The organism is Nesterenkonia aurantiaca (assembly GCF_004364585.1).
Lineage (GTDB): Bacteria > Actinomycetota > Actinomycetes > Actinomycetales > Micrococcaceae > Nesterenkonia > Nesterenkonia aurantiaca.
In genome coordinates this window covers 262739-281371 of record NZ_SOAN01000002.1, presented here as the reverse complement: position 1 = coordinate 281371, position 18633 = coordinate 262739, and the positions used below count along the sequence as shown (strand labels likewise).

At 65.6% G+C, this 18633-nt stretch carries 18 protein-coding genes; 11 read left to right on the top strand and 7 right to left on the bottom strand.

Annotated elements, in window-relative coordinates; genetic code table 11:
* Window positions 1-32: 32 nt before the first annotated feature.
* Window positions 33-887 (bottom strand): nitrilase-related carbon-nitrogen hydrolase, encoded by an 855-nt coding sequence (locus EV640_RS04325; RefSeq protein ID WP_084479734.1) that lies wholly within the window; start codon window positions 885-887, stop codon window positions 33-35.
* Between the two features lie 161 nt (window positions 888-1048).
* Here EV640_RS04325 and EV640_RS04320 point away from each other — a divergent pair, with 161 nt between their 5' ends.
* From EV640_RS04320 to EV640_RS04305, 4 genes are read left to right on the top strand one after another with little or no spacing between them, the layout of a single operon-like run.
* The gene (locus EV640_RS04320) at window positions 1049-1270 is read left to right on the top strand and encodes a hypothetical protein (RefSeq protein WP_036477644.1); all 222 of its coding nucleotides are present in this window, start codon (window positions 1049-1051) and stop codon (window positions 1268-1270) included.
* A complete protein-coding gene (locus EV640_RS04315; RefSeq protein ID WP_036477641.1) occupies window positions 1267-2727 on the top strand; it encodes a purine-cytosine permease family protein in 1461 nt (486 codons plus the stop codon). The genes EV640_RS04320 and EV640_RS04315 overlap by 4 nt, the downstream gene beginning before the upstream one ends.
* Window positions 2724-3821 (top strand): alcohol dehydrogenase catalytic domain-containing protein, encoded by a 1098-nt coding sequence (locus EV640_RS04310; RefSeq protein WP_084479733.1) that lies wholly within the window; start codon window positions 2724-2726, stop codon window positions 3819-3821. The genes EV640_RS04315 and EV640_RS04310 overlap by 4 nt, the downstream gene beginning before the upstream one ends.
* Before the next feature lie 19 nt (window positions 3822-3840).
* On the top strand, window positions 3841-4497 hold the full coding sequence (locus EV640_RS04305; protein WP_084479732.1) for a TetR/AcrR family transcriptional regulator: 657 nt from the start codon (window positions 3841-3843) through the stop codon (window positions 4495-4497).
* A gap of 91 nt (window positions 4498-4588) precedes the next feature.
* On the opposite strand, the gene EV640_RS04300 is transcribed toward EV640_RS04305, so the two are convergent.
* The 3 genes from EV640_RS04300 to EV640_RS04290 all read right to left on the bottom strand — a co-directional run bounded on the left by EV640_RS04300 (window position 4589) and on the right by EV640_RS04290 (window position 7722).
* Window positions 4589-5974, bottom strand: coding sequence for an NAD-dependent succinate-semialdehyde dehydrogenase (locus EV640_RS04300; RefSeq protein ID WP_133725891.1), 1386 nt, complete (start codon window positions 5972-5974; stop codon window positions 4589-4591).
* A 92-nt stretch (window positions 5975-6066) separates the two neighbouring features.
* Window positions 6067-7035, bottom strand: coding sequence for an agmatinase (gene speB / locus EV640_RS04295; RefSeq protein WP_051501448.1), 969 nt, complete (start codon window positions 7033-7035; stop codon window positions 6067-6069).
* A gap of 108 nt (window positions 7036-7143) precedes the next feature.
* Window positions 7144-7722, bottom strand: coding sequence for a helix-turn-helix domain-containing protein (locus tag EV640_RS04290; RefSeq protein WP_036477632.1), 579 nt, complete (start codon window positions 7720-7722; stop codon window positions 7144-7146).
* A 156-nt stretch (window positions 7723-7878) separates the two neighbouring features.
* Between EV640_RS04290 and EV640_RS04285 the strand changes: the two genes are divergently transcribed.
* Genes EV640_RS04285 through EV640_RS04275 form a run of 3 tightly spaced genes read left to right on the top strand, consistent with a single transcriptional unit; the run spans window position 7879 to window position 10332 of the window.
* Window positions 7879-8286, top strand: a complete 408-nt coding sequence (locus EV640_RS04285) for a YybH family protein (protein WP_036477629.1) — start codon at window positions 7879-7881, stop codon at window positions 8284-8286.
* Window positions 8283-9674 carry a purine-cytosine permease family protein gene (locus EV640_RS04280; protein ID WP_051501447.1) on the top strand — a complete coding sequence of 464 codons (1392 nt, stop codon included), beginning with the start codon at window positions 8283-8285 and terminating at the stop codon, window positions 9672-9674. The genes EV640_RS04285 and EV640_RS04280 overlap by 4 nt, the downstream gene beginning before the upstream one ends.
* Before the next feature lie 10 nt (window positions 9675-9684).
* Window positions 9685-10332, top strand: coding sequence for a cyclase family protein (locus EV640_RS04275; protein WP_036477627.1), 648 nt, complete (start codon window positions 9685-9687; stop codon window positions 10330-10332).
* A 69-nt stretch (window positions 10333-10401) separates the two neighbouring features.
* On the opposite strand, the gene EV640_RS04270 is transcribed toward EV640_RS04275, so the two are convergent.
* The 3 genes from EV640_RS04270 to EV640_RS04260 all read right to left on the bottom strand — a co-directional run bounded on the left by EV640_RS04270 (window position 10402) and on the right by EV640_RS04260 (window position 14243).
* Window positions 10402-11595, bottom strand: a complete 1194-nt coding sequence (locus EV640_RS04270; RefSeq protein ID WP_084479730.1) for an ABC transporter ATP-binding protein — start codon at window positions 11593-11595, stop codon at window positions 10402-10404.
* Window positions 11592-13127 (bottom strand): ABC transporter permease, encoded by a 1536-nt coding sequence (locus EV640_RS04265; RefSeq protein ID WP_036477624.1) that lies wholly within the window; start codon window positions 13125-13127, stop codon window positions 11592-11594. Before EV640_RS04265 ends, EV640_RS04270 begins: the two co-directional genes overlap by 4 nt.
* A 69-nt stretch (window positions 13128-13196) precedes the next feature.
* Window positions 13197-14243, bottom strand: coding sequence for an iron ABC transporter substrate-binding protein (locus EV640_RS04260; RefSeq protein WP_036477621.1), 1047 nt, complete (start codon window positions 14241-14243; stop codon window positions 13197-13199).
* 147 nt (window positions 14244-14390) lie between these two features.
* Between EV640_RS04260 and EV640_RS04255 the strand changes: the two genes are divergently transcribed.
* The 4 genes from EV640_RS04255 to EV640_RS04240 are packed head-to-tail and all read left to right on the top strand — an operon-like array spanning window position 14391 to window position 18620.
* Window positions 14391-15446: a nucleoside hydrolase gene (locus tag EV640_RS04255; protein ID WP_036477618.1), complete on the top strand. Its 1056-nt coding sequence runs from the start codon at window positions 14391-14393 to the stop codon at window positions 15444-15446.
* On the top strand, window positions 15433-16392 hold the full coding sequence (locus EV640_RS04250; protein ID WP_200869344.1) for an ECF transporter S component: 960 nt from the start codon (window positions 15433-15435) through the stop codon (window positions 16390-16392). Before EV640_RS04255 ends, EV640_RS04250 begins: the two co-directional genes overlap by 14 nt.
* Entirely contained in the window at window positions 16370-17152 is a 783-nt protein-coding gene (locus tag EV640_RS04245) for a CbiQ family ECF transporter T component (protein ID WP_133725890.1), read from the top strand. Before EV640_RS04250 ends, EV640_RS04245 begins: the two co-directional genes overlap by 23 nt.
* Window positions 17145-18620 (top strand): ATP-binding cassette domain-containing protein, encoded by a 1476-nt coding sequence (locus EV640_RS04240; protein ID WP_133725889.1) that lies wholly within the window; start codon window positions 17145-17147, stop codon window positions 18618-18620. The genes EV640_RS04245 and EV640_RS04240 overlap by 8 nt, the downstream gene beginning before the upstream one ends.
* Window positions 18621-18633 lie beyond the last annotated feature (13 nt).

The following is an 18633-nucleotide window of genomic DNA, read 5'->3' as shown; positions in this document are numbered from 1 at the left end:
CCGACGACTCACGCGACTCTGGATCTTCACCTTCAGGGTCGCAATCCGGGTCTTTCGAAATCCTGGAGGTAGGTGTTGACGGACCGCGCTTGCTCGATGGACGCAACATCTACTTCCGCAAGCGCAACGCCTTCACCGTCCTCGATGAGCGCAGCCAGGCGGCCGTAGGGGGTCGCGATGCAGCTGTGGGCCGTGAAGCCAGGTGCCGCATGGTTCGCATAAGCAATTACGACACCATTCTCGAGTGCCCTCGCAGGAACCTGCAGCAGGGAGGTCTGTGTTGCGTCGTAGCTCCACGCGGCATCACGGTGAGGATCTTGAAAGTTCAGCGTCGGGACAGCCGTAGGAACGAAGAACACCTGCGCCCCCAACCGCGCACCATGTCGCACGAACTCCGGAAACTCAATGTCGTAACAGGTGCCCATAGCACAGCGGAGTCCGCGCCAGGAGAATACTGAACCGTACCCCATCGTATCGATGCACCCTTGCTCTATTGGGCCGAATAGGTGAGCCTTCCTGCTGCGCGCTAGCTCATGACCCGAAGCATCTACGAACGACGCGGTGATGTAGTACTTTGCCTCACCCCCCACGCACCCGCTTTCGATAGTCGATCCAACGACTGCCACATGGTGGCGTCGCGCGAGATCGGCTATCTGAGCACGGATCCGCTCACCGTCATGAAGCACGGCTTCGGCTGGATCGTAACCTGTCGCAAAGAGCTCAGGCGTAACCACGACATCAGCCCCCTCATTCGCCGCGCAGGCGATCAGCCGCTCCAAGACAGCAAGGTTCTCCTCGATGTCACCGATCGAGGCCTCCCCCTGAGCCACTGCGACTACAGCGCAAGATGTCCACGGACTGCTCTGAGGTGTCGTCTTCTTGGGCACTTCGCCATCCTCCCATTCCGCTCGAACCTGCCTGCCATCGAGCTGACATTAATCCACCCGGCACCTCTTGACGAGACGTAGGTCACATGTGAAGATTCTAAACCAAATGCAGTTTGATTAAGCGACGCCGAGCGGCGCCGCCTTGTTCCTAAGGAGCACCTATGACACGGCCACCTTCACCGCCGGTCAACTTCGTAGAGACGATGACAAGTAGCGGCACACCGAGAAGCATCGCCGAGGAGCTAGAGCGCCGCATCGAGATCGTAGAATCGGCAGAAGCCCACCAGGATGCACGGCAACCCTTGTCCATCGCGGACATTGGCGTCTACGTGGCCGCGACCGTTCTGGCCTGCCTGATCGGATTGGCAGTGATGGCGCTGTGAAGAAGACACCCGGCGCACACGCTGACGCTTTGCCAGTCGATTCCGAGGAACTTCGTCGGGAGCATATCTACGGCACATTCCCGTTGCTGGAGTCCGAACGAAAATGGTCGGGCTGGGATTTCACTTGGGTCAACACTGCCCTAGCCATCGCAACATGGGCGTTCTTGGTCGGAGGCTCAACGGCCCTGCTGGTGGGCTTCAAAGACGGCATCGCCGCCATGCTCATCGGCAATGCGATCGGCCTGTGCTTCATGGTGCTGGCCGCAGTCCCCGCTTCCCAGCGGTACGGCACGGAGCAGTACACACTTCTGCGCGGGGCTTTCGGGGTCGTCGGCGTCGGAGCCATCGTCTTCACCATCATCTTGATCACCGAGATGGGGTGGTCTTCACTGCTCGCGGTCATGGCGGGACGTGCGACCAATGAAGTAGCCGGCTCCATCACTGGGGCAGAGATGAACCAATACGGGCCGATTGTCACCGTAGGCGCGCTAGCGGCAATCCTGATCTCCTGGTTCGTCCTCTCCCGAGGTCCAGTTGTCATCGGGCGACTCAACAAGATCGTCGCTCCAGGCCTCGTCATCATCACAATCGCCATGATGATCGTACTGGTCAGCGCTACATCCTGGGACACTCTGCTCTCCGCCGCACCGTTGGCGCCTTTCGACGATGAAACGCTCAACTTCATGGTCGCCGTCGAATTCAACGTTGGCGTCGGAGTCTCCTGGTACCCCGTGATGGGTTCGCTGAGTCGCATGACTCGCCACCGCAAGGCCGCACTCTGGCCGGCCTATGGGGGCCTGTTGGTAGCGACGCTCATTGCACAGGTCGTTGGCATGGCTGCAGCACTGACCATCGGCGATTCTGACCCAACCATCTGGATGGTCCCATTCGGAGGACCCGTTCTGGGCGTGGCGGTGTTGGCGTTCATCGCCTTCGCCAACATCACCTCGATGTCCTCGATTGTCTATTCAACAATCTTGGCCCTGCGCCAGTCCTCCGGCCGCCTACTGGCCCGCGTGCCGTGGAAGTTGCTGACAGCGGCATTCTTCATCCTGCCTGCGATCATGTCCTTCTTCCCGCAATTCATGTACGAGCAGTTCATGACTTTCGTTCTACTCTCCGGTGCCTTCTTGACGTCGATCTGCGGTGTTGCCCTCACGGACTACTTCTTCCTCCGGCGGCAGAGCATCGATTTGCGGCAGCTGCACCTGGCCAACCGCGGCCAGCTATACGCCTTCGCCGGGGGTGTCAACTGGGCGGGCCTCGCAGCAGTGCTCATCGGAGCAGTGTTCTATCTGTGGCTCTACAACCCAATCACCCTCGAGACCGCTGCAGTCTTCTCGATCGTCACAGCCAGCCTTCCCGCAGCTCTTGTGGCGGCAGTCGCTTACCTCGTACTGTTCCACCTCCTCTACCGGCGGCGACCTACGCGCCCGTCCCCCCTTCAGGAGGCATGATGTCCACTCCTTCACGTGCAGCACTACACACACGCACACCAAATATCGACATCGTTGATCTGAGGGTCAAAGATCCCGGCGAGGGTGAAGTCCTCATACGCATGGGAGCCTCAGGAGTGTGCGGCTCGGACCGACACGTCCTCGACGGCGAGTGGAAAATGCCCTCGCCGACTGTCATGGGCCACGAGGGCGCCGGCGTAGCCGTTTCTGTCGGTGCGGGCGTCACTTCGGTCACCCCCGGAGACCACGTGATCCTTGCCTGGTTCGCTCCTTGCCTGAAATGTCAGGCATGCGCCGAAGGCAAGACATGGGTATGTACGGGGTCACACTCTGAGACCGGCCTTCTCCCCAACGGCACTTCTGCCATGACCCGAGAGGACGAGACGGTGTATCCATATCTGGGCATAGGGTCGATGAGCGAATACACCCTGGTGCCCGAGCAGGCAGCCATCGCGGTCCCTCGGGAAGTACCGTTCGACGTGGCCTGCTTGATCGGCTGCTCGGTGGCTACGGGTTTCGGCGCTGTCGTTAACGACGCGGCGGTACCCCCTGGCCGCTCCGCAGTCGTCATCGGTGCTGGCGGCGTCGGACTGAGCATCATCATGAGTCTCCACCTCGCCGGAGCGACACCGATTATCGCCATCGACGTCACTGACGAAGCGCTCGAGCTGGCACGATCTTTTGGAGCCACACACACTTTCAAGGCGAACAGCGATACAGCCAGACATGTCAAAGAAGTGACCGATATGGGAGCAGACTTCGCATTCGAAGCTATCGGACGGCCAGCTTCTATCGCAGAGATGCCCGGCTACCTGAAACGCGGGGGCACCGCAGTGGTCGTTGGCCTGCCGTCAGGAGAACACCCGGTGCCCATCGATGCGCTGGCTCTCGCAGAGCATGGACAACGCCTCGTCGGTTCCAATTACGGATCAACAGTTCCGCGTCGTGACTTCCCCCTGCTGGCATCCCTCTATCTGAGTGGCAAACTGCCAGTGGATCGGCTCATCAAGCGACGGGTTCCACTCGAAGAAGTGGACACAGCGTTCGAGGCTCTCCGCACTGGCGCTTACGGGCGCTCCGTCATCGTCTTCTGACCGACCCATCATCGTCATCATGCCGCGCCCCAGACGGAAGATCCTTTCCAGACGCATCATCGCCGAGGCAGCCCTTAGCGTAGCTGAGCGCGAAAACGACTTCACGATCCCAGCGATCGCCAGAGAATTGGGCGTCCATCCGTCGTCTTTGTACCACCACGTCAAAGGCGGGAAGAACGAAATCATCCATTTGATGCGGGCAATGCTCTACGAACGCATAGACCTCACTCGGTTCTCAGTTCAAGACCGATCTTGGCGTGATCGATTCACAGAATGGGTCGAGGCATACAGTGCATCCATGGCGCTGTTCCCTGAGGCGCTCCCATTACTGGTTCGCGAACCCGTAGACGACGACCTGACGCTGAAACTCTACGAGGCGGCCTTTGCCCTCATGGCAGAGGCTGGGATCCAGGAACATGAACAAGTCGATGTGCTCACTCTGATCGACATCGTAGTCCTCGGATCGGCACTTGACTCGATGGCCCCAGTTCCCCTCTGGCAGCCGGGGGAAGTCCACGTACCAACGCTTTTCCGCGCCTCTCACCATGGCGACGACGCAGGCCGCAGTCTCCGTGGACTGCAGCTCGCCATCTCCGCGATCGCCGATCACATCATCAAGGTCGGCTCACGGACAGGCGGGCAAAGCCCAGCGCTGACCACTGAAGAAGAACCCTGAGACGAAACCGTGAGCTCCCCTTGGCCATCCGTGGGCACAGCCCCTGTGACTGCTGGCATCAGAAACCGCAGCGCCCAGCCGCCCCCGACGCTCAATCCGCGATGTAGAGAAGTCGCTTGTTGACGAACTCGTCCATACCGAGCGGTCCGAGCTCGCGGCCGTAGCCAGAGTTCTTCACGCCCCCGAATGGCATCTCCGGACCTTCCGCGGCGGGCGTGTTGACACTGGCCATCCCCACCTCAAGCTGAGAGGCGACTGCCGCCGCACGCTCGGTGTCCACGGAGAAGACCGCACCCCCCAGGCCATACTGACTCTCGTTGGCAAGTCGGATCGCTTCCTCGTCGCTTCTGCACTTGTAGACCACGGCGACTGGGCCGAAGAGTTCTTCGCTATAGGCGCGCATCTCCGGCGTGACCCCCGTCAGCACTGCGGGAGAATAGTAGAACCCCGAGGAGCCGGAGGTCTCTCCGCCTGCATGCAGCCGCGCACCTTTGGAAACGGCGTCATCGACCTGCTCCTTCAGGAGGCGCACAGCGCCCCGCGAAGACATCGGCGAATACGTCTCCGAAGTCAGGGCCAAGGGGTCTCCGGGCCGCAGGCCCGCAGCGCGCACCGTCAGCTGCTGGACGAACACATCGTAGATGTCCTCGTGGACGATGATCCGCTTGTTAGAGTTACACGCCTGACCCATGTTGTACACGCGGGTCTCCCATGCGGTGTCAGCGGCAGCTGCCACATCCTCGGCGTCCAGCACGATGTAGGGGTCCGAACCTCCAAGCTCGAGCACGACCTTCTTCAGATGGGCTCCGGCCTGTTCGGCGACAGCCGCTCCGGCGCGCTCAGATCCGGTGAGCGAGATGCCGCGCAGTCGCGGATCAGCGATCATCGTCGCGACCTGCTCGTGAGTGGCGAAGATGTTGGTGTACACGCCGACTGGCACGCCCGCGTCGTGCAGAATCTGCTCGATGGCGAGGGCTGAGCGGGGACACGACTCCGCGTGCTTGAGGATGATCGGGTTTCCCAGGATCAGGTTGGGCGCGACGAAACGGGCGACCTGGTAGTACGGGAAGTTCCAGGGCATGATCCCCAGCAACGGACCGATCGGCAGGTGCTCGATGACGGCTCGTCCGCCTGAATAGCTTTCTATCTCCCGGTCGGCGGTGAGCTCGGCCGCCTTCTCCGCGTAGTACGCGAAGATGGCGGATGCGAACTCGACTTCTTCTTCGGACTCGCTCAGCGGCTTCCCCATCTCGATGCTGATCGTCCGCGCCAGTTCATCGATTCGCTCAGCAAACAGCTCCGAGATCCGAAGGGCTGTCCTCGTTCGACTCTCCAGGGAGGTTCTCTTCCACTCCGCAAAGGCTTCTGTCGCCGCGGCCAGGACGGCCTCCACCTCCTCGGGGGTTGCGGCTGGAAAGCTTTCCAGCGTTTCCCCCGTCGCAGGATTCGTGACGTGGTAAGTGTGCGATGGTGTCATGGATCGTCTCCTAGTTTTCAGCTCGCGAAGCGGGGTTCTCGCTCATTCGTGGCAGTCAGAACCGGACGCCGGTCAGACTGCTGCTCGACACATCATCGTTGCGCGGCCATGGCAGAGATCACCTCGTAGGCGACATGAGAGCCCGCGACGGCCGTGAGCTGAGCGTGGTCGTAGGGGGGCGACACCTCCACGACGTCGGCACCGACGAGCCTCGTGTTCGAGAAGGCCCGCAGCATCCGAAGCAGCTCCCGACTTGTCATACCCCCAGCTTCAGGGGTGCCGGTGCCCGGAGCATGCGCAGGATCAAGCACGTCGATGTCGATCGACAGATATACCGGTCGATCACCGATGCGACGATGCATCCGCTCGATCGCCGCTTCGACGCCTTCGACCTCGATGTCGTGCGTGGATATGATGGCGAATCCCAGACGCTCGTCGTCTCGAAGATCCTCTTTGCCGTAGAGCGGACCGCGGATCCCGACGTGCAGGCTGGCCTCCATGTCGATGAGGCCCTCCTCGGATGCCCTCCGGAACGGCGTGCCGTGGGTGACGGGCGCACCGAAGTAGGTGTCCCAGGTGTCGAGGTGTGCATCGAAGTGCACCACAGCCACAGGGCCGTGCGTCTTCGCGACTGAGCGAAGCATCGGAAGAGCGAGCGTGTGGTCCCCGCCGATCGCCAGGATCCGCGTGCCCCCGGCCCGAAGCTCGTCGGCGGCGCGCTCTATATCGAGGACAGCCTCGTCGAGGCTGAACGGATTCACCGAGATGTCACCAGCATCGGCTACCTGCACCTCGGCAAAGGGGGAGATGTCGGCGGCAGGATTGTACGGACGCAGAAGCCGCGACGCCTCACGCACGTGCGCCGGACCGAACCGCGCGCCAGGACGGTAGCTCACTCCAGAGTCGAAGGGCACACCCAGAACCGCGATATCGACGTGGTCCACCTCCTCTGCCCTGGGAAGCCGAGCAAAAGTCGCGATTCCCGCGAACCTGGGCGACTTGCTCGCATCGGCGGGGCCGACGTTCCCCGAGCTGAACTTCACATACTCCGTCGCTGACATGGGTACATCCGATCTCTCGCCACTTCCGGGCCAGGAATAGTTATAGAGAATATTTGTACTCTATTAGACACCCTAGGCGAAAGAGCAGACAGCCTCAGCGGCAAGGGATCAGACCAACCCGCTCCACGGCGCAGGCACGAGCACCCAGAGCGCGGCACTCTCCACGGGTGCCCACCAGCTATGCGGCTCATTGCCTGGAAACGTGATGGTATCCCCGGCATAGAGCACCTCACTCGACGCAGCGAAGCGAATATGCAGCTCTCCGCGGATGATGTGCAGCGATTCGACTTTGCAGTTGATCGTGTAGAGATTCTCACCGCCGTGAGCTCCGCTTGCGATCTCCGAGTGGATCACCTGCACCTGAGACTGGCCGCGCGGTGTGACCATGTGCTCGACTGCCCCGATTCCGCCCAGATTGATCAACGGTGCATCGTCGAGGCGCACGATTGCACTGTCCGGCTCCTCAAAGAGCTGGCCCAGCGATAATCCCAGCACCTGGCATATGGACATCAGCGACGCGACGCTCGGCGACGTGTCATCTCGCTCCACACGGGAGATGTAACCCTTGGTGAGATTCGAGTGCTGGGCCACGACGTCAAGCGTGAGTCGCTGAGCCTGTCGAGCGGCACGCAGCTTCGCGCCGACGGGAGGTGGTGAGTCATTTGCGGCGGGATTGACGTTTCGCATTCATCCTCTTTCTCGTCGATCCGAGACCCCAGCGTATCGGGCAGCGGAACAATGTTGACTCATGTACAACTCTTGTTGCATGCTGACCCCTGTATCGAGCGTCACATCAATCGACCCACAGCGGAGTCGAGGTGTCGCACTGAAGGGTTGGATCCGATGACTGAAATACTTCCACACCACATCTCGTCGGCCGCAGAAGCGATAGTGCGGGCATTCGAACGTAATGATGAAAACGATTACTTCAGCCGCTTCTCACCCACCTGCACGTTCATATTTGCTCCCGACGATACCGTTCATGCTGACCGTGCGAGCTGGCACTCTGCGTGGGGCAAGCTCCAGGAGTCGGGCTGGCGGGTCGTCTCGTGTCGCACGCTGGAATCTGGAGTCCGGATCCTCGCCGAAGGCGGCGTCTTCTGGCACGTGCTGGAGACGACCGCGATCGTCGACGGTGAACCGCAGACATACCGCGAACGCGAAACCATAGTCTTTGAAAAATCCCAGGAGGGGCTGCTCGCCGTCCATGAGCACCTTTCCTCGGTCACCGAGGAAGGTACTGCCCTGTGAACAGCTCCCCGAAGAACGCAACGTTGACCGCAGACGCAGAAGAAGAACAGGTGCCACTTCGGGGCACCCTCGGCGGCGGTCGAATCATGCTGATCTGGCTGGCCGCAAACCTCGTCGTCACGACCCTGCTCACCGGCACACTGTTCGTCCCAGGCATCTCGTTCGGCGATTCTCTGCTCTGGATCGTCTGCGGCACCGTTCTCGGCGCCGGCGTGCTCACCCTGGTCGCGGTCATGGGTGTTCGCACCGGCCTCTCGACCATGGCACTGACCAAGGGATCCTTCGGGCTGCGCGGTTCGATCGTTCCCTCGCTGTCGAACCTGGTCATCCTGATGGGTTGGTCCTGGGTGCAGGCCATGCTCGCCGGAATCTCGGTCGACTACCTCATCCACTCGTGGACCGGGTACTCCAACCCGATCCTGTTCGCAGCGCTGTGTCAGGCGTTCGTCGTGTTCCTTGCCATCTTCGGCCACGTCGGGATCTCCCGCATTGAACCGCTCTTCGGGCTCGTCATTGTGAGCATCATCGCCTATGTCTTCGCCGTCGCCTTCTCGACGCACCCCCCGGCCGAGTATTTCGCCATCGCGATCGATCCCGCACTGGGAATGGACGGCGCGCTGGTATTCGACATCGTGTTTGCCACCGCGATCTCCTGGACGGTGCTCAGCGCGGACCTGACCCGCACGGCTCGCAGCGTCCGCGCCGGAGCAACAGGCGCAGCCATCGGATACACCACCTCGACGATTCTCGCGATGACGCTCGGCGCCACTGCGATCTCCTACGTCCTGCTCGAAGGCGACGAGGCTATCGCGTTTGACCCGACCGTGATCATCATGGCATTCGGAGCACCCCTGGCTGCGGTGATGTTCCTGTCCGTCATGGCGACGAACACGATGGTCATGTATGGCATGACCCTCTCGCTGCAGCATGCTTTTCCCCGTCGCCGGCCGCTGCCGTTCCTGCCGACCGCGCTCGGGCTCGGCGTAGTCGCGGTGATCGGCTCTACCTGGCTCGGGCTGCTCGACCAGTTCACGAACTTCTTGGCAACGATCGGCGCGCTGTTCATCCCAGTCTTCGCTGTGATGATCGTCGATTACTACTTGGCTCGTCGACGCAGCTACCACCGTGAGATTCTGAATCACAAGGGTGGGAAGTATTGGTTCACCGGTGGCTGGAACATCGGCGCGATCCTGGTCTGGGCGACCGGCGCAGGCTTGTACACGCTCCTGACGACCGTCTGGTTCTCACCCGTCGGGGCCGCCCTCCCGACAGTGCTGTTCTCGGGCTTGTTCTACTGGCTGTGGACCAGGATCGCGGGAATCTCTGAACCCCAGGGCGTCGAATCGCAGCACCTCGCAGACCAGCTCGAACTCACGACGACGAAGTAGGAGATAGGACATGGCGCGGTGGGTTGATCTGTCTCATGAGGTGCTTTCAGGGATGCCGGTGTTTCCCGGCGACCCACAGGTGTCGATCCAGCCTGCCGCGACAGTCTCCGTCGATGGATTCGAGGTGCACTCCTTGCACCTGGGTACGCACTCCGGCACCCACGTCGATGCTCCCTCCCATGTCATTCCCGGCGGTCACACAGTTGATGCCATCGATGTCCAGGATCTCATCGGAGAGGCGATCGTGCTTCGCGCCGGGGCGTTGAACCCTGGGGCCACCGTGACTCTTGAGAGTGTGGAGGAGCAGTTCGCCGATGGCCTTGGAGACGCTCGGATCGTCCTGGTGGCAACTGGGTGGGATCGGCACTGGGGCTCCGAGCTGTATCGAGATCACCCGGTTCTGGAGCCCCAGCTCGCCGAGCGCCTGCTGGAGGTAGGGGCCCGCGTGATCGGAGTCGACACGTTGAATCCCGACTCCACCCGCGCTGCCGATCAGGGCCTGCCTGTGCACGACATCGTGCTTGGCAGCAAGCGACTGATCGTCGAGAACCTGAGGGAACTCACACAGCTGCCCGCTCGCGTCACTTTCGTAGGGCTCCCGCTGCGGCTCTCAGGCATGGACGGGTCACCCATTCGAGCAGTGGCACAGCCTCTGTGAGCACCATCGGGCACAGCGTCGTGGCAGCCGTTCGGAAGCCCGGCATACTCCGCTGAGCCGCTGCGTCAGTCAGAGAAAGCTGGGCATCGGGGTTGCGCCCCGTGTCTCGATGCTCACCGGCACGGGCCGCGCGGAGCAAGCGCGGCAATCGCTGAACGCCGGGTAGAAGACGCCCGACCCCTGCACGGCGAGGTGGACCTGGGTGCCGGCCGCAAGCGGCACTGCGTTGAGCTGGCGCAGTCGCAGTGGCGCCTCCACACCCTCGAGCTGGACCAACGCGGTGGTGTCATGGCCGAAGTACTGGGAGCTGAGCACGGTACCGGCCACGCCCTGGTCGCTGAGCGTGATCTGCTCGGGTCGCAGCATCACCTGACCCGCAGCCCCGCTCACCGTGAGGTGCGCGGTGGCCAGGTTCGGGCAGACCAGCTCCACGTTCACGCTGCCCAGCGGGGTGGTGGAGTCCCACACCGCACCGGCCTTGCCGGTGAGCTGGCCTGGGAGCTGGCTCGTAAGCGCTCCGGGCAGCAGCACGGCGTCGCCGAGGAACTGCGCGGTCTCCACGTCGCAGGGACGGGTGTAGACCTCTTCGGGCGCACCGATCTGGCGCAGCCGCCCGTCTTTGAGCACCGCCACCTGATCGGCGAAGGAGAGCGCCTCGTCCTGGTCGTGGGTGACCAGGATCGTCGTGGTCCCGGTGATCCGCAGGATGTCGCGGATCGCCTGGCGGGTGCTCTCGCGCAGCCCCGCGTCCAGGGCCGAGAACGGTTCATCGAGCAGGATCATCTCCGGCTGGCGAGCCAGCGCTCGGGCCAGGGCCACTCGCTGGCGCTGGCCGCCGGAGAGCTGGTCCGGACGACGGGAGGCCTGGTCCGCAGTGAGGCTGACCAGTTCGAGCAGCTCCGTGACTCGGCGGTGCCGCTCGCGGCGGGAGGTGCCGCGCGGCAGTCCGAAGGCAATGTTGCCCGCCACGTCGAGGTGCGGGAACAGCGCTCCGTCCTGGGCGACCAGACCGATGCTGCGCCGGTGGGCAGCGACGCTGGTCACATCCTCGCCGTGGAGCCGGACCTCACCGTGCTCGGGCACCAGGAATCCCGCGATCACACGCAGCAGCGAGGTCTTGCCGGAGCCTGAGGGGCCCACGATCGCCGTCGTCGTCCCTGCTCGGACCTTGAGGTCGATGTCATGGAGGACCCGCTGGTCACCGAATCGCACCTCGATCCCTGAGACCTGAAGCATCGTGGTGTCGTTGTCCGTGGCGTTCATCGAACCTCCTTGAGCAGTCGTGAGATCATCATCCAGGCCGGGACCGCGGCGACGAGCACCAGCATTGCGGCGAAGGGCGCGGCGGCCGCATAGGACTCACCGCCGGTGTAGGTCCACAGCCGGGTGGCCAGGGTGTCGAAGCCGGTGGGGCGCAGCATCAGCGTGGCCGGAAGCTCCTTGATCGTGGTCAGCAGCACCAGCAGCGCACCGGAGAGGATCCCGGGCAGCATCAGCGGCAGCGTCACCCGCAGGTAGCCCGCGCCCGGGCTGCTGCCCAGTGACTGCGCGGCCTCCTCGAGCTCTGGCGGCGCCGAGAGCGCGGAGGCGAGCACCGGGCCCAGAGCGAGCGGCAGCATCAGCGCGCAGTAGGCCAGGGTCAGCATCCACATGGTCTGATACAGCGCCGGCAGCACCGCGATACCGAGCATCACCACCGAGAGCCCGATCACCACGCCGGGCAGCGAGTGCGCCAGGTAGGCGGTGCGTTCCAGCAGCCGGGCGAGCCGCGAGGGACGGCGCGCGAGCCACAGCGCGAGCGGGATCGCGATCGCCGTGGTGGCCAGCGCCGCGAGCCCGGCGGCCCAGAGCGAGTTCAGCAGCGCCGAGCCGATCTCGCCCAGTGAGCCGGGCCGGGAGACGCCGCGCACGCTCCAGACCAGCAGGGCCGAGAGCGGGACCGCCAGCGCGATGAGCACCGGGGCCCAGGCCAGTGCCATGATCGGCAGCGTGAAGCGTCCCATCGAGAACCGGGCGGGGCGGGCTCGCCCCTCCCCGGACATGGTGGAGTAGCGCGTGCCGGTGCGGCGGACCCGTCCTTCGAGGATGAGCAGGCACAGGGTGAAGACCAGCAGCACCGAGGACAGCGCCACCCCGCCGAGCCGGTCGAAGCCCATCGAGAAGCTGGTGAACACGGCGCGGGTGAAGGTGTCCACGCGCAGGATCGAGACGGCCCCGAAGTCGGCGATGACGTAGATGGCGCACAGCAGGGTGCCCGCGGTGATCGCGGGGGCGGCCTGGCGGACGGTGACGCTGAAGAAGGTGTCCACCGGTCCGCGGCCCAGCGCCCGGGCGGCCTCCTCCTGGGCGGGATCCACCGAGACCAGCGCGGCGACCACCGGCAGGTAGATGTACGGGTAGGTCACCGAGGTGATCACGATCGCCGCGGCGAGGAACCCTTCGAAGCTGGTGCCCGGGTTGATCAGGGCGTTCATCGACTGCCAGCCGAAGGCCGCGACGTAGCTGGGGACCGCCAGAGGCAGCGCGGCGGCAACGCCGAGGATCAGCCGTCCGGGGAGCTGGGTGCGGGTGACCAGGAAGGCGAGTCCCACGCCGAGGATCAGGCACAGCACGGTGACCGTGCCGGTCAGGGTCAGTGAGGTGTAGGCCAGCCGGGCGCTGCGCGCACTGAACACCGTGTCCAGGAAGTCCGGGAGCGGGAACTGGGCCATCCGGATGATCAGGTAGAACAGCGGCAGCATCGCGACCAGCGTGGCGATGACCGCGGCGGCACGCAGCCACAGCGGCACCGCCACACGCCCGTTCCCGGCGGAGCGGGAACGGGCGGCGGTGCGCGTTGGAGCGTGGGCCGGGGCGGTGATGGGTCAGCCCACCAGACCCGATTCGACGATCATCTCCACGGAGGTCTCCAGGTCATCGAGCCGGTTGAGGTCGATGTCGGGGGCGTCGAGCTCTTGGAGGCTCGGCATGCCCTCGGGTCCCTCCACGCCTTCGATCATCGGATATTCGGCGGTCTCCTCGGCGAAGTAGGTCTGGCCGTCGGTGCTGAGCATGAACTCGGCCAGCGAGGCAGCAGCCGGGTTCTCGGAGTTCAGCACGCCGACTCCCGCCACGTTGATCAGAGAACCGACGTCTCCGCCGCTGAAGAGGTGGTTCGCGACGTTGAGCTCCGCGGGGTCTTCGCCGAGCTCCTTGGCGCGGCCGTAGAGGTAGTAGTGGTTCACCAGGCCCATGTCGATGACCCCGTCGGCGACGTCGGTGACGATCTCGCCATTGCCCTCGCGGATCTGCGGATCATTCGCGGCCAGGTCGTCGAGGAAGGTCTGGGTCGCCTCCTCGCCCTCGATCTCGCGGTGGGCGGTCACGAAGGACTGGAAGGACGCGTTGGTGGGGGCCACGCCGACGCGACCGGTGTACTGCGAGCCGGTCAGCTCGTCCACGCTCTCGGGCAGGTCGGCCTCATCGACGGTGTCGGTGTTGTAGATCAGGGTGCGGACTCGTCCGGAGAGGCCCACCCACCGATCCTCGGCGTCACGGTAGGCCTCAGGCACCTGATCAAGCAGCTCGGCGTCGAGCTCATCGAACAGACCTTCCTCCGCCACGGCGCCGAGGGCGCCCGCGTCCTGGGCCAGGAAGACATCGGCCGGGGAGCCCTCGCCCTCTTCCAGCAGCTGCGCGGCCATCTCGGCGGTGCCACCGTAGCGGACGTCGACCTCGATGCCGGTCTCCTCGGAGAAGGTATCGATCAGCGGCTGGATCAGCTCCTCGTTGCGTCCCGAGTAGAGCACCAGGCTCTCCTGCTCGGCGGAGGTCTCGTCACCGTTGGAGGCGGGCTCGGTGGTGTCGCCACAGGAGGTCGCGGTCAGCGCGACGATCGCGCCCAGGGTGACCGCAAGGGAGGTTCTGCGCATGGAGGTGTTCCTTCTTTCCGCATCGGAGGCTCACCGATGCGAGCCTGACTGATCTGATCCAAGGCTACCCTAAGTTACGCAAGGTTGGTGTGTCTTAATTGAATAAGGCTCTGTGTTGCGCCGAGAGATTCCGCCGCACCCGGCACAATGGTGCAGGTGATCCCCCTCTTTCTGGACTGTGACCCCGGCATCGACGATGCACTCGCGCTGGGCTGGCTGTTCTGCCAGGACGACGTCGAGATCCTCGGCATCGCCGCCAGCGGCGGCAACGTCTCCACCGCCCAGGTGCTGACGAACACGCTGGGTTGGCTGCAGCTGGCCGGGCGCACCGAGCTCAGTGTCCACCCCGGCGCCGAGCACCCGCTGGCTGGGGCGAGCGAGTACGCCGAGGAGACCCACGGCGACACCGGCGCCGGGTACGCGCGCCTGCCCACCGGCGGGTTCACCGCCGACGAGCTTCCCGCCGCGCAGGCATGGGTCCGAGCGGCCCGGGCATACCCGGGTGAGCTGATCGGGGTGCTCACCGGACCGGCCACCAACCTGGCCCTGGCGCTGCAGCTGGAGCCCCAGCTCCCGCAGCTGCTGAAGCGGCTCTTCATCATGGGCGGGGCCTTCAACTACCGGGGCAACACCCGGCCCACCACGGAGTGGAACGTCAGCTACGACCCCGAGGCCACCAAGGCTGTGATCGACGCGTTCGGTGCATCCACCCACCTGCCGGTGATCGGCCCGATCGAGGCCACCGAGGCGGTGGCGCTGACGCCTGAGCGGCTGCAGCAGATGCTTGATCGGCCCCGGTCGGAGCCGTGGTCAGGCTTTCTGGATCAGCTGGCCGAGGCGCTGCGGTTCTACTTCGAGTTCCATGAGACCGACGGTCACGGCTATCTGGCCCATGTCCACGATCCCTATGTCACCGCCGCCGCCGTGGCATGGGCCCGGAACCAGACGGCGGCAGAACCTGAGCAGGATTCGTCCCCACACGGCGCAGCCGGGATAATTCCCTGGGCGCACGAGACTGAGAAGGCAGCGGTCGACGTCGAGCTCCTCGGCTCCCTGACCCGTGGCGAGACCGTAGCCGACTGGCTCGGGCGCTGGGGCCGCGTGCCCAATGCAGAGATCATCCGCAGCCTGGACGCCGAGGCGTTCCTGGAACACCTGACCATCACCTTGAGACAAGGACCACAACATCATGGCTCACACTGACCCGCACTCTGGGCAGGGGTCCGTCGCCGCGGCGGATCCCGGAGAAACCCCGAAGACTCGCGCGAAGAAGACCGGCACCCCCCAGACCCGCCACACCGACCGCGCCGGGAACCACCTCCGACCCGCTCCCCCGCTGTGGTCGGTCCTGGCGCTCACCGCCGGCGCCGCCGTCATCGTCGGCACCTATCTCTGGGTGCTCACCAGCCAGCCCGCCACCCTCGGCGCAGACCTGGGACACACCACCCTCGGCGTGATGGTCGGCTACCTGCTCGGCGCGGCGCTCATCGCCGCCGGCACGCTCCCGCGGATCCCGCGCAGCGTGCTCGCCCTGATGCCGGTGATGATCGCACTGAACATCGCCACCGGCCAGATCGTGGGCACCATGACCCCGATCCCGCTCTACCTGGATTCCCTGGGCACCGTGATCGTCGGTGTCATCGCCGGCCCCGCCGCCGGCGCCCTGACGGGGATCCTCACCAACGTCATCTGGGGCGTGACGATCAACCCGACGGTCATCGCCTTCACCGCCGGCTCTGCGTTCATCGGCGCCGCGGCCGGCTGGGCCGCCCGGCTCGGTGGCTTCCGCCGCATCTGGTGGGCCGTCCTCGCCGGAGCCCTGGCCGGCATCCCCACCGGCCTGATCGCCACCCCGGTGGCCGCGTTCATCTACGGCGGCGGACTCGGCGTCGGCACCGGCAGCATCGTCGCCGCCCTGCAGGGCGCCGGCGCCTCCATGCTCGGCGCCGCCACCATCCAGGGACTGGGCAGCGATATCGCCGATAAGGCGATCATCTTCGCGCTGGCCTTCCTCGTCATCGCCGCACTCCCGAACCGGCTGCGCAGCCGGTTCCCCTTCACCGAGCACTCCGCCGTGAAGCGGACTGCGGCGAGGCGTGGGACCCCGCACACCGCAGGATCCTCGCATGCGGCTGCACCCAGCCACTGAGCTGGTCCTGCTCGGCTGCGCGCTGCTGCTCGTCTACGGAGTGCCCTCCCCGCTGATCCCGGCCGCCGTGCTCATCGCCGCGGCGGTCGGGGCGGCGGCCTCTCCCCGAGTCCGCTTCCGCAGCTGGGCGCTGACCCTGGTGGTGCTGGCCGGGCCCATGCTGATCATGGTCGGCATCATCCAGGGACTCTTCTACCCCGGCGAGCAGGCCGAGGTCCTCACCGAGTTCGGCCCCGCGGCAGTCACCGTGGAGGGCCTCGCCCTGGCTATCCAGCTCTGGCTGCGGGTGGCCGCCATGGTCGCGGTCTGCGCGCTGTTCGCGTTCGGATCGGATCCTTCGCGCGCCTTCGACGGCCTGCTCACGCTGCGGCTGCCGCTGTCCCTGGCCTACGTGTGTGCCGCCGCGATGAGCCTGATCCCGCTGGCCCAGCATCGGGTCCGCGCCGCATTGGCCGCCCGCTCTGCCCGCGGCTGGGACACCGACCGGCTCTCGGTGCGCCTGCGCCTGCTCACCGGCGTACTCACCGGTCTGCTGGTCACCGCGATCACCCAGCTGGATCAGCGCCATGACGCCCTGACCCAGCGCGGATTCGGCCAGTCCTCGCACCCCACCCCGGCCCAGTTCTATCCCGCAGGCGCGGGCCAGCGCGGTCTGCGCTGGGGCGCCGTCCTCGGGTCGGTGCTCGCGGTGGGCGCCTCGCTGGCCGGGCTGCTGCCGCTGCCCTCGGCCACCGACCTCCTGGGAGCCTTCGATGCCTGACCTCACCTCCTCACGGCTGCCGTTGCTGCGCCTGGCCGAGTTCGGCTTCCGGTACCGCGGCACCGAGACCCCTGCCCTGGAAGGCGTGGACCTCACCCTTCACCCCGGGGAGGCCGTGGCGGTGCTCGGGCCTCAGGGCGCGGGCACCTCCACCCTGGCCCGAGCCGCCGCCGGGCTGCTCGGGGAACATGGGCACAGCACCGGGGTGCGCGAGCTGCGCGATGATCACCACGCAGGCATGCTCGGCGATGACCCAGAGGCCCAGCTCACCGGGTTGACCCGCACGGTCCGCGAAGAGGCTGCGCTTCCCGGGCGGCTGCTGGGGCTGCCGCTGCCAGAGTGCCTGGAGCGCGCCGAGGCCGGCCTGCAGGAGCTGGGCCTCGCAGGCCTGGCTGAGCGGGCCCTGGACACGCTCTCCGGCGGGGAACGCCAGCTCACCGCGCTGTCCGGGCTGCTCACCCTGCGCCCGAGCGTGCTGGTGCTGGATCAGCCCTCACAGGCCCTGGATGCCGGCGCACGACGGCGCCTGGCCCGGTCCCTGCGCGCGTTCCGTGACGCCGGGGGCGCGGTGCTGCTCACCGGACACCAGCACGACGACCTCACCGCCACCTGTGACCAGGTGCTGTTCCTGGACCAGGGCCGCCCCGCCGCGATCACGCCAGAAGGAGCGCGGCCGGACCAGCGACCGCTGGACCAGCACGGGATCTGGGACGCCCGGCGCGCTCCGGCGGTACAGGATCTGGGCCGGCCCGGCCCGGTGCCTCGAGGCGAGGTGCTGCTGCACGTGCGGGACCTCTCGGTGCGGCGCGGGTCCACGCCGGTGCTCGACGGCGTGGCGCTGGACCTGTGCGCGGGGGAGGTCACCGCGCTGCTGGGGGCCAACGGTTCCGGGAAGTCCACGCTGCTCGGCGCCCTGGCGGGGCTGCTTGCCGCCGAGCCGGGGGCTCGGATCACCGGACCCGGCGGCGTCGAACTCGGCGCGGCACCGGCGCACCACCGGGCCCGCCATCTGGGGTGGGTGGGTCAGGATCCGGGAGATCAGCTGTCGGCTTCCACGGTGCGTGCGGAGCTGGTGCGCGCGGTCCCGCTGGGCCCGGGAGGACGGCGGCTGCGGCGCGCCGATCGAGTGCGTGCATCGGCGCAGCGTGAGCACCAGGTGGAGCAGGTGATGCAGACCGCCGGGCTCAGCGGGTTGGGGCAGGAGCATCCATATGACTTGGTGCCGGCCCAGCGCAAGGACTGCGTGATCGCCTCGGCGCTGCTGCTGCGACCCGCGGTGCTGCTGCTCGACGAGCCGACGCTGGGCCGTGATGCCGCGGGGATGCGCCGATTGAGCGCTCTGGTGCGCAGCTTCACCACCGCCGGTGGTGCGGTGCTGGTGGCCACCCACGATCGGCGTTGGGCGGCGGAGATCGGCGATCGGCAGCTGCGCCTGGGCGAGCATCGGCCCTCGTCTGGGCATGCCTAGAACGCCGCGCCTG

Excerpts from the sequence above, each read along its gene's own strand:
- EV640_RS04320 (WP_036477644.1), top strand. The coding sequence starts at position 1,049 with ATGACACGGCCACCTTCACCGCCGGTCAACTTCGTAGAGACGATGACA.
- EV640_RS04310 (WP_084479733.1), top strand. The coding sequence starts at position 2,724 with ATGATGTCCACTCCTTCACGTGCAGCACTACACACACGCACACCAAAT.
- EV640_RS04305 (WP_084479732.1), top strand. The coding sequence starts at position 3,841 with ATGCCGCGCCCCAGACGGAAGATCCTTTCCAGACGCATCATCGCCGAG.
- EV640_RS04300 (WP_133725891.1), bottom strand. The coding sequence starts at position 5,974 with ATGACACCATCGCACACTTACCACGTCACGAATCCTGCGACGGGGGAA.
- speB (WP_051501448.1), bottom strand. The coding sequence starts at position 7,035 with ATGTCAGCGACGGAGTATGTGAAGTTCAGCTCGGGGAACGTCGGCCCC.
- EV640_RS04290 (WP_036477632.1), bottom strand. The coding sequence starts at position 7,722 with ATGCGAAACGTCAATCCCGCCGCAAATGACTCACCACCTCCCGTCGGC.
- EV640_RS04285 (WP_036477629.1), top strand. The coding sequence starts at position 7,879 with ATGACTGAAATACTTCCACACCACATCTCGTCGGCCGCAGAAGCGATA.
- EV640_RS04275 (WP_036477627.1), top strand. The coding sequence starts at position 9,685 with ATGGCGCGGTGGGTTGATCTGTCTCATGAGGTGCTTTCAGGGATGCCG.
- EV640_RS04270 (WP_084479730.1), bottom strand. The coding sequence starts at position 11,595 with ATGAACGCCACGGACAACGACACCACGATGCTTCAGGTCTCAGGGATC.
- EV640_RS04260 (WP_036477621.1), bottom strand. The coding sequence starts at position 14,243 with ATGCGCAGAACCTCCCTTGCGGTCACCCTGGGCGCGATCGTCGCGCTG.
- EV640_RS04255 (WP_036477618.1), top strand. The coding sequence starts at position 14,391 with ATGGTGCAGGTGATCCCCCTCTTTCTGGACTGTGACCCCGGCATCGAC.
- EV640_RS04250 (WP_200869344.1), top strand. The coding sequence starts at position 15,433 with ATGGCTCACACTGACCCGCACTCTGGGCAGGGGTCCGTCGCCGCGGCG.
- EV640_RS04245 (WP_133725890.1), top strand. The coding sequence starts at position 16,370 with ATGCGGCTGCACCCAGCCACTGAGCTGGTCCTGCTCGGCTGCGCGCTG.
- EV640_RS04240 (WP_133725889.1), top strand. The coding sequence starts at position 17,145 with ATGCCTGACCTCACCTCCTCACGGCTGCCGTTGCTGCGCCTGGCCGAG.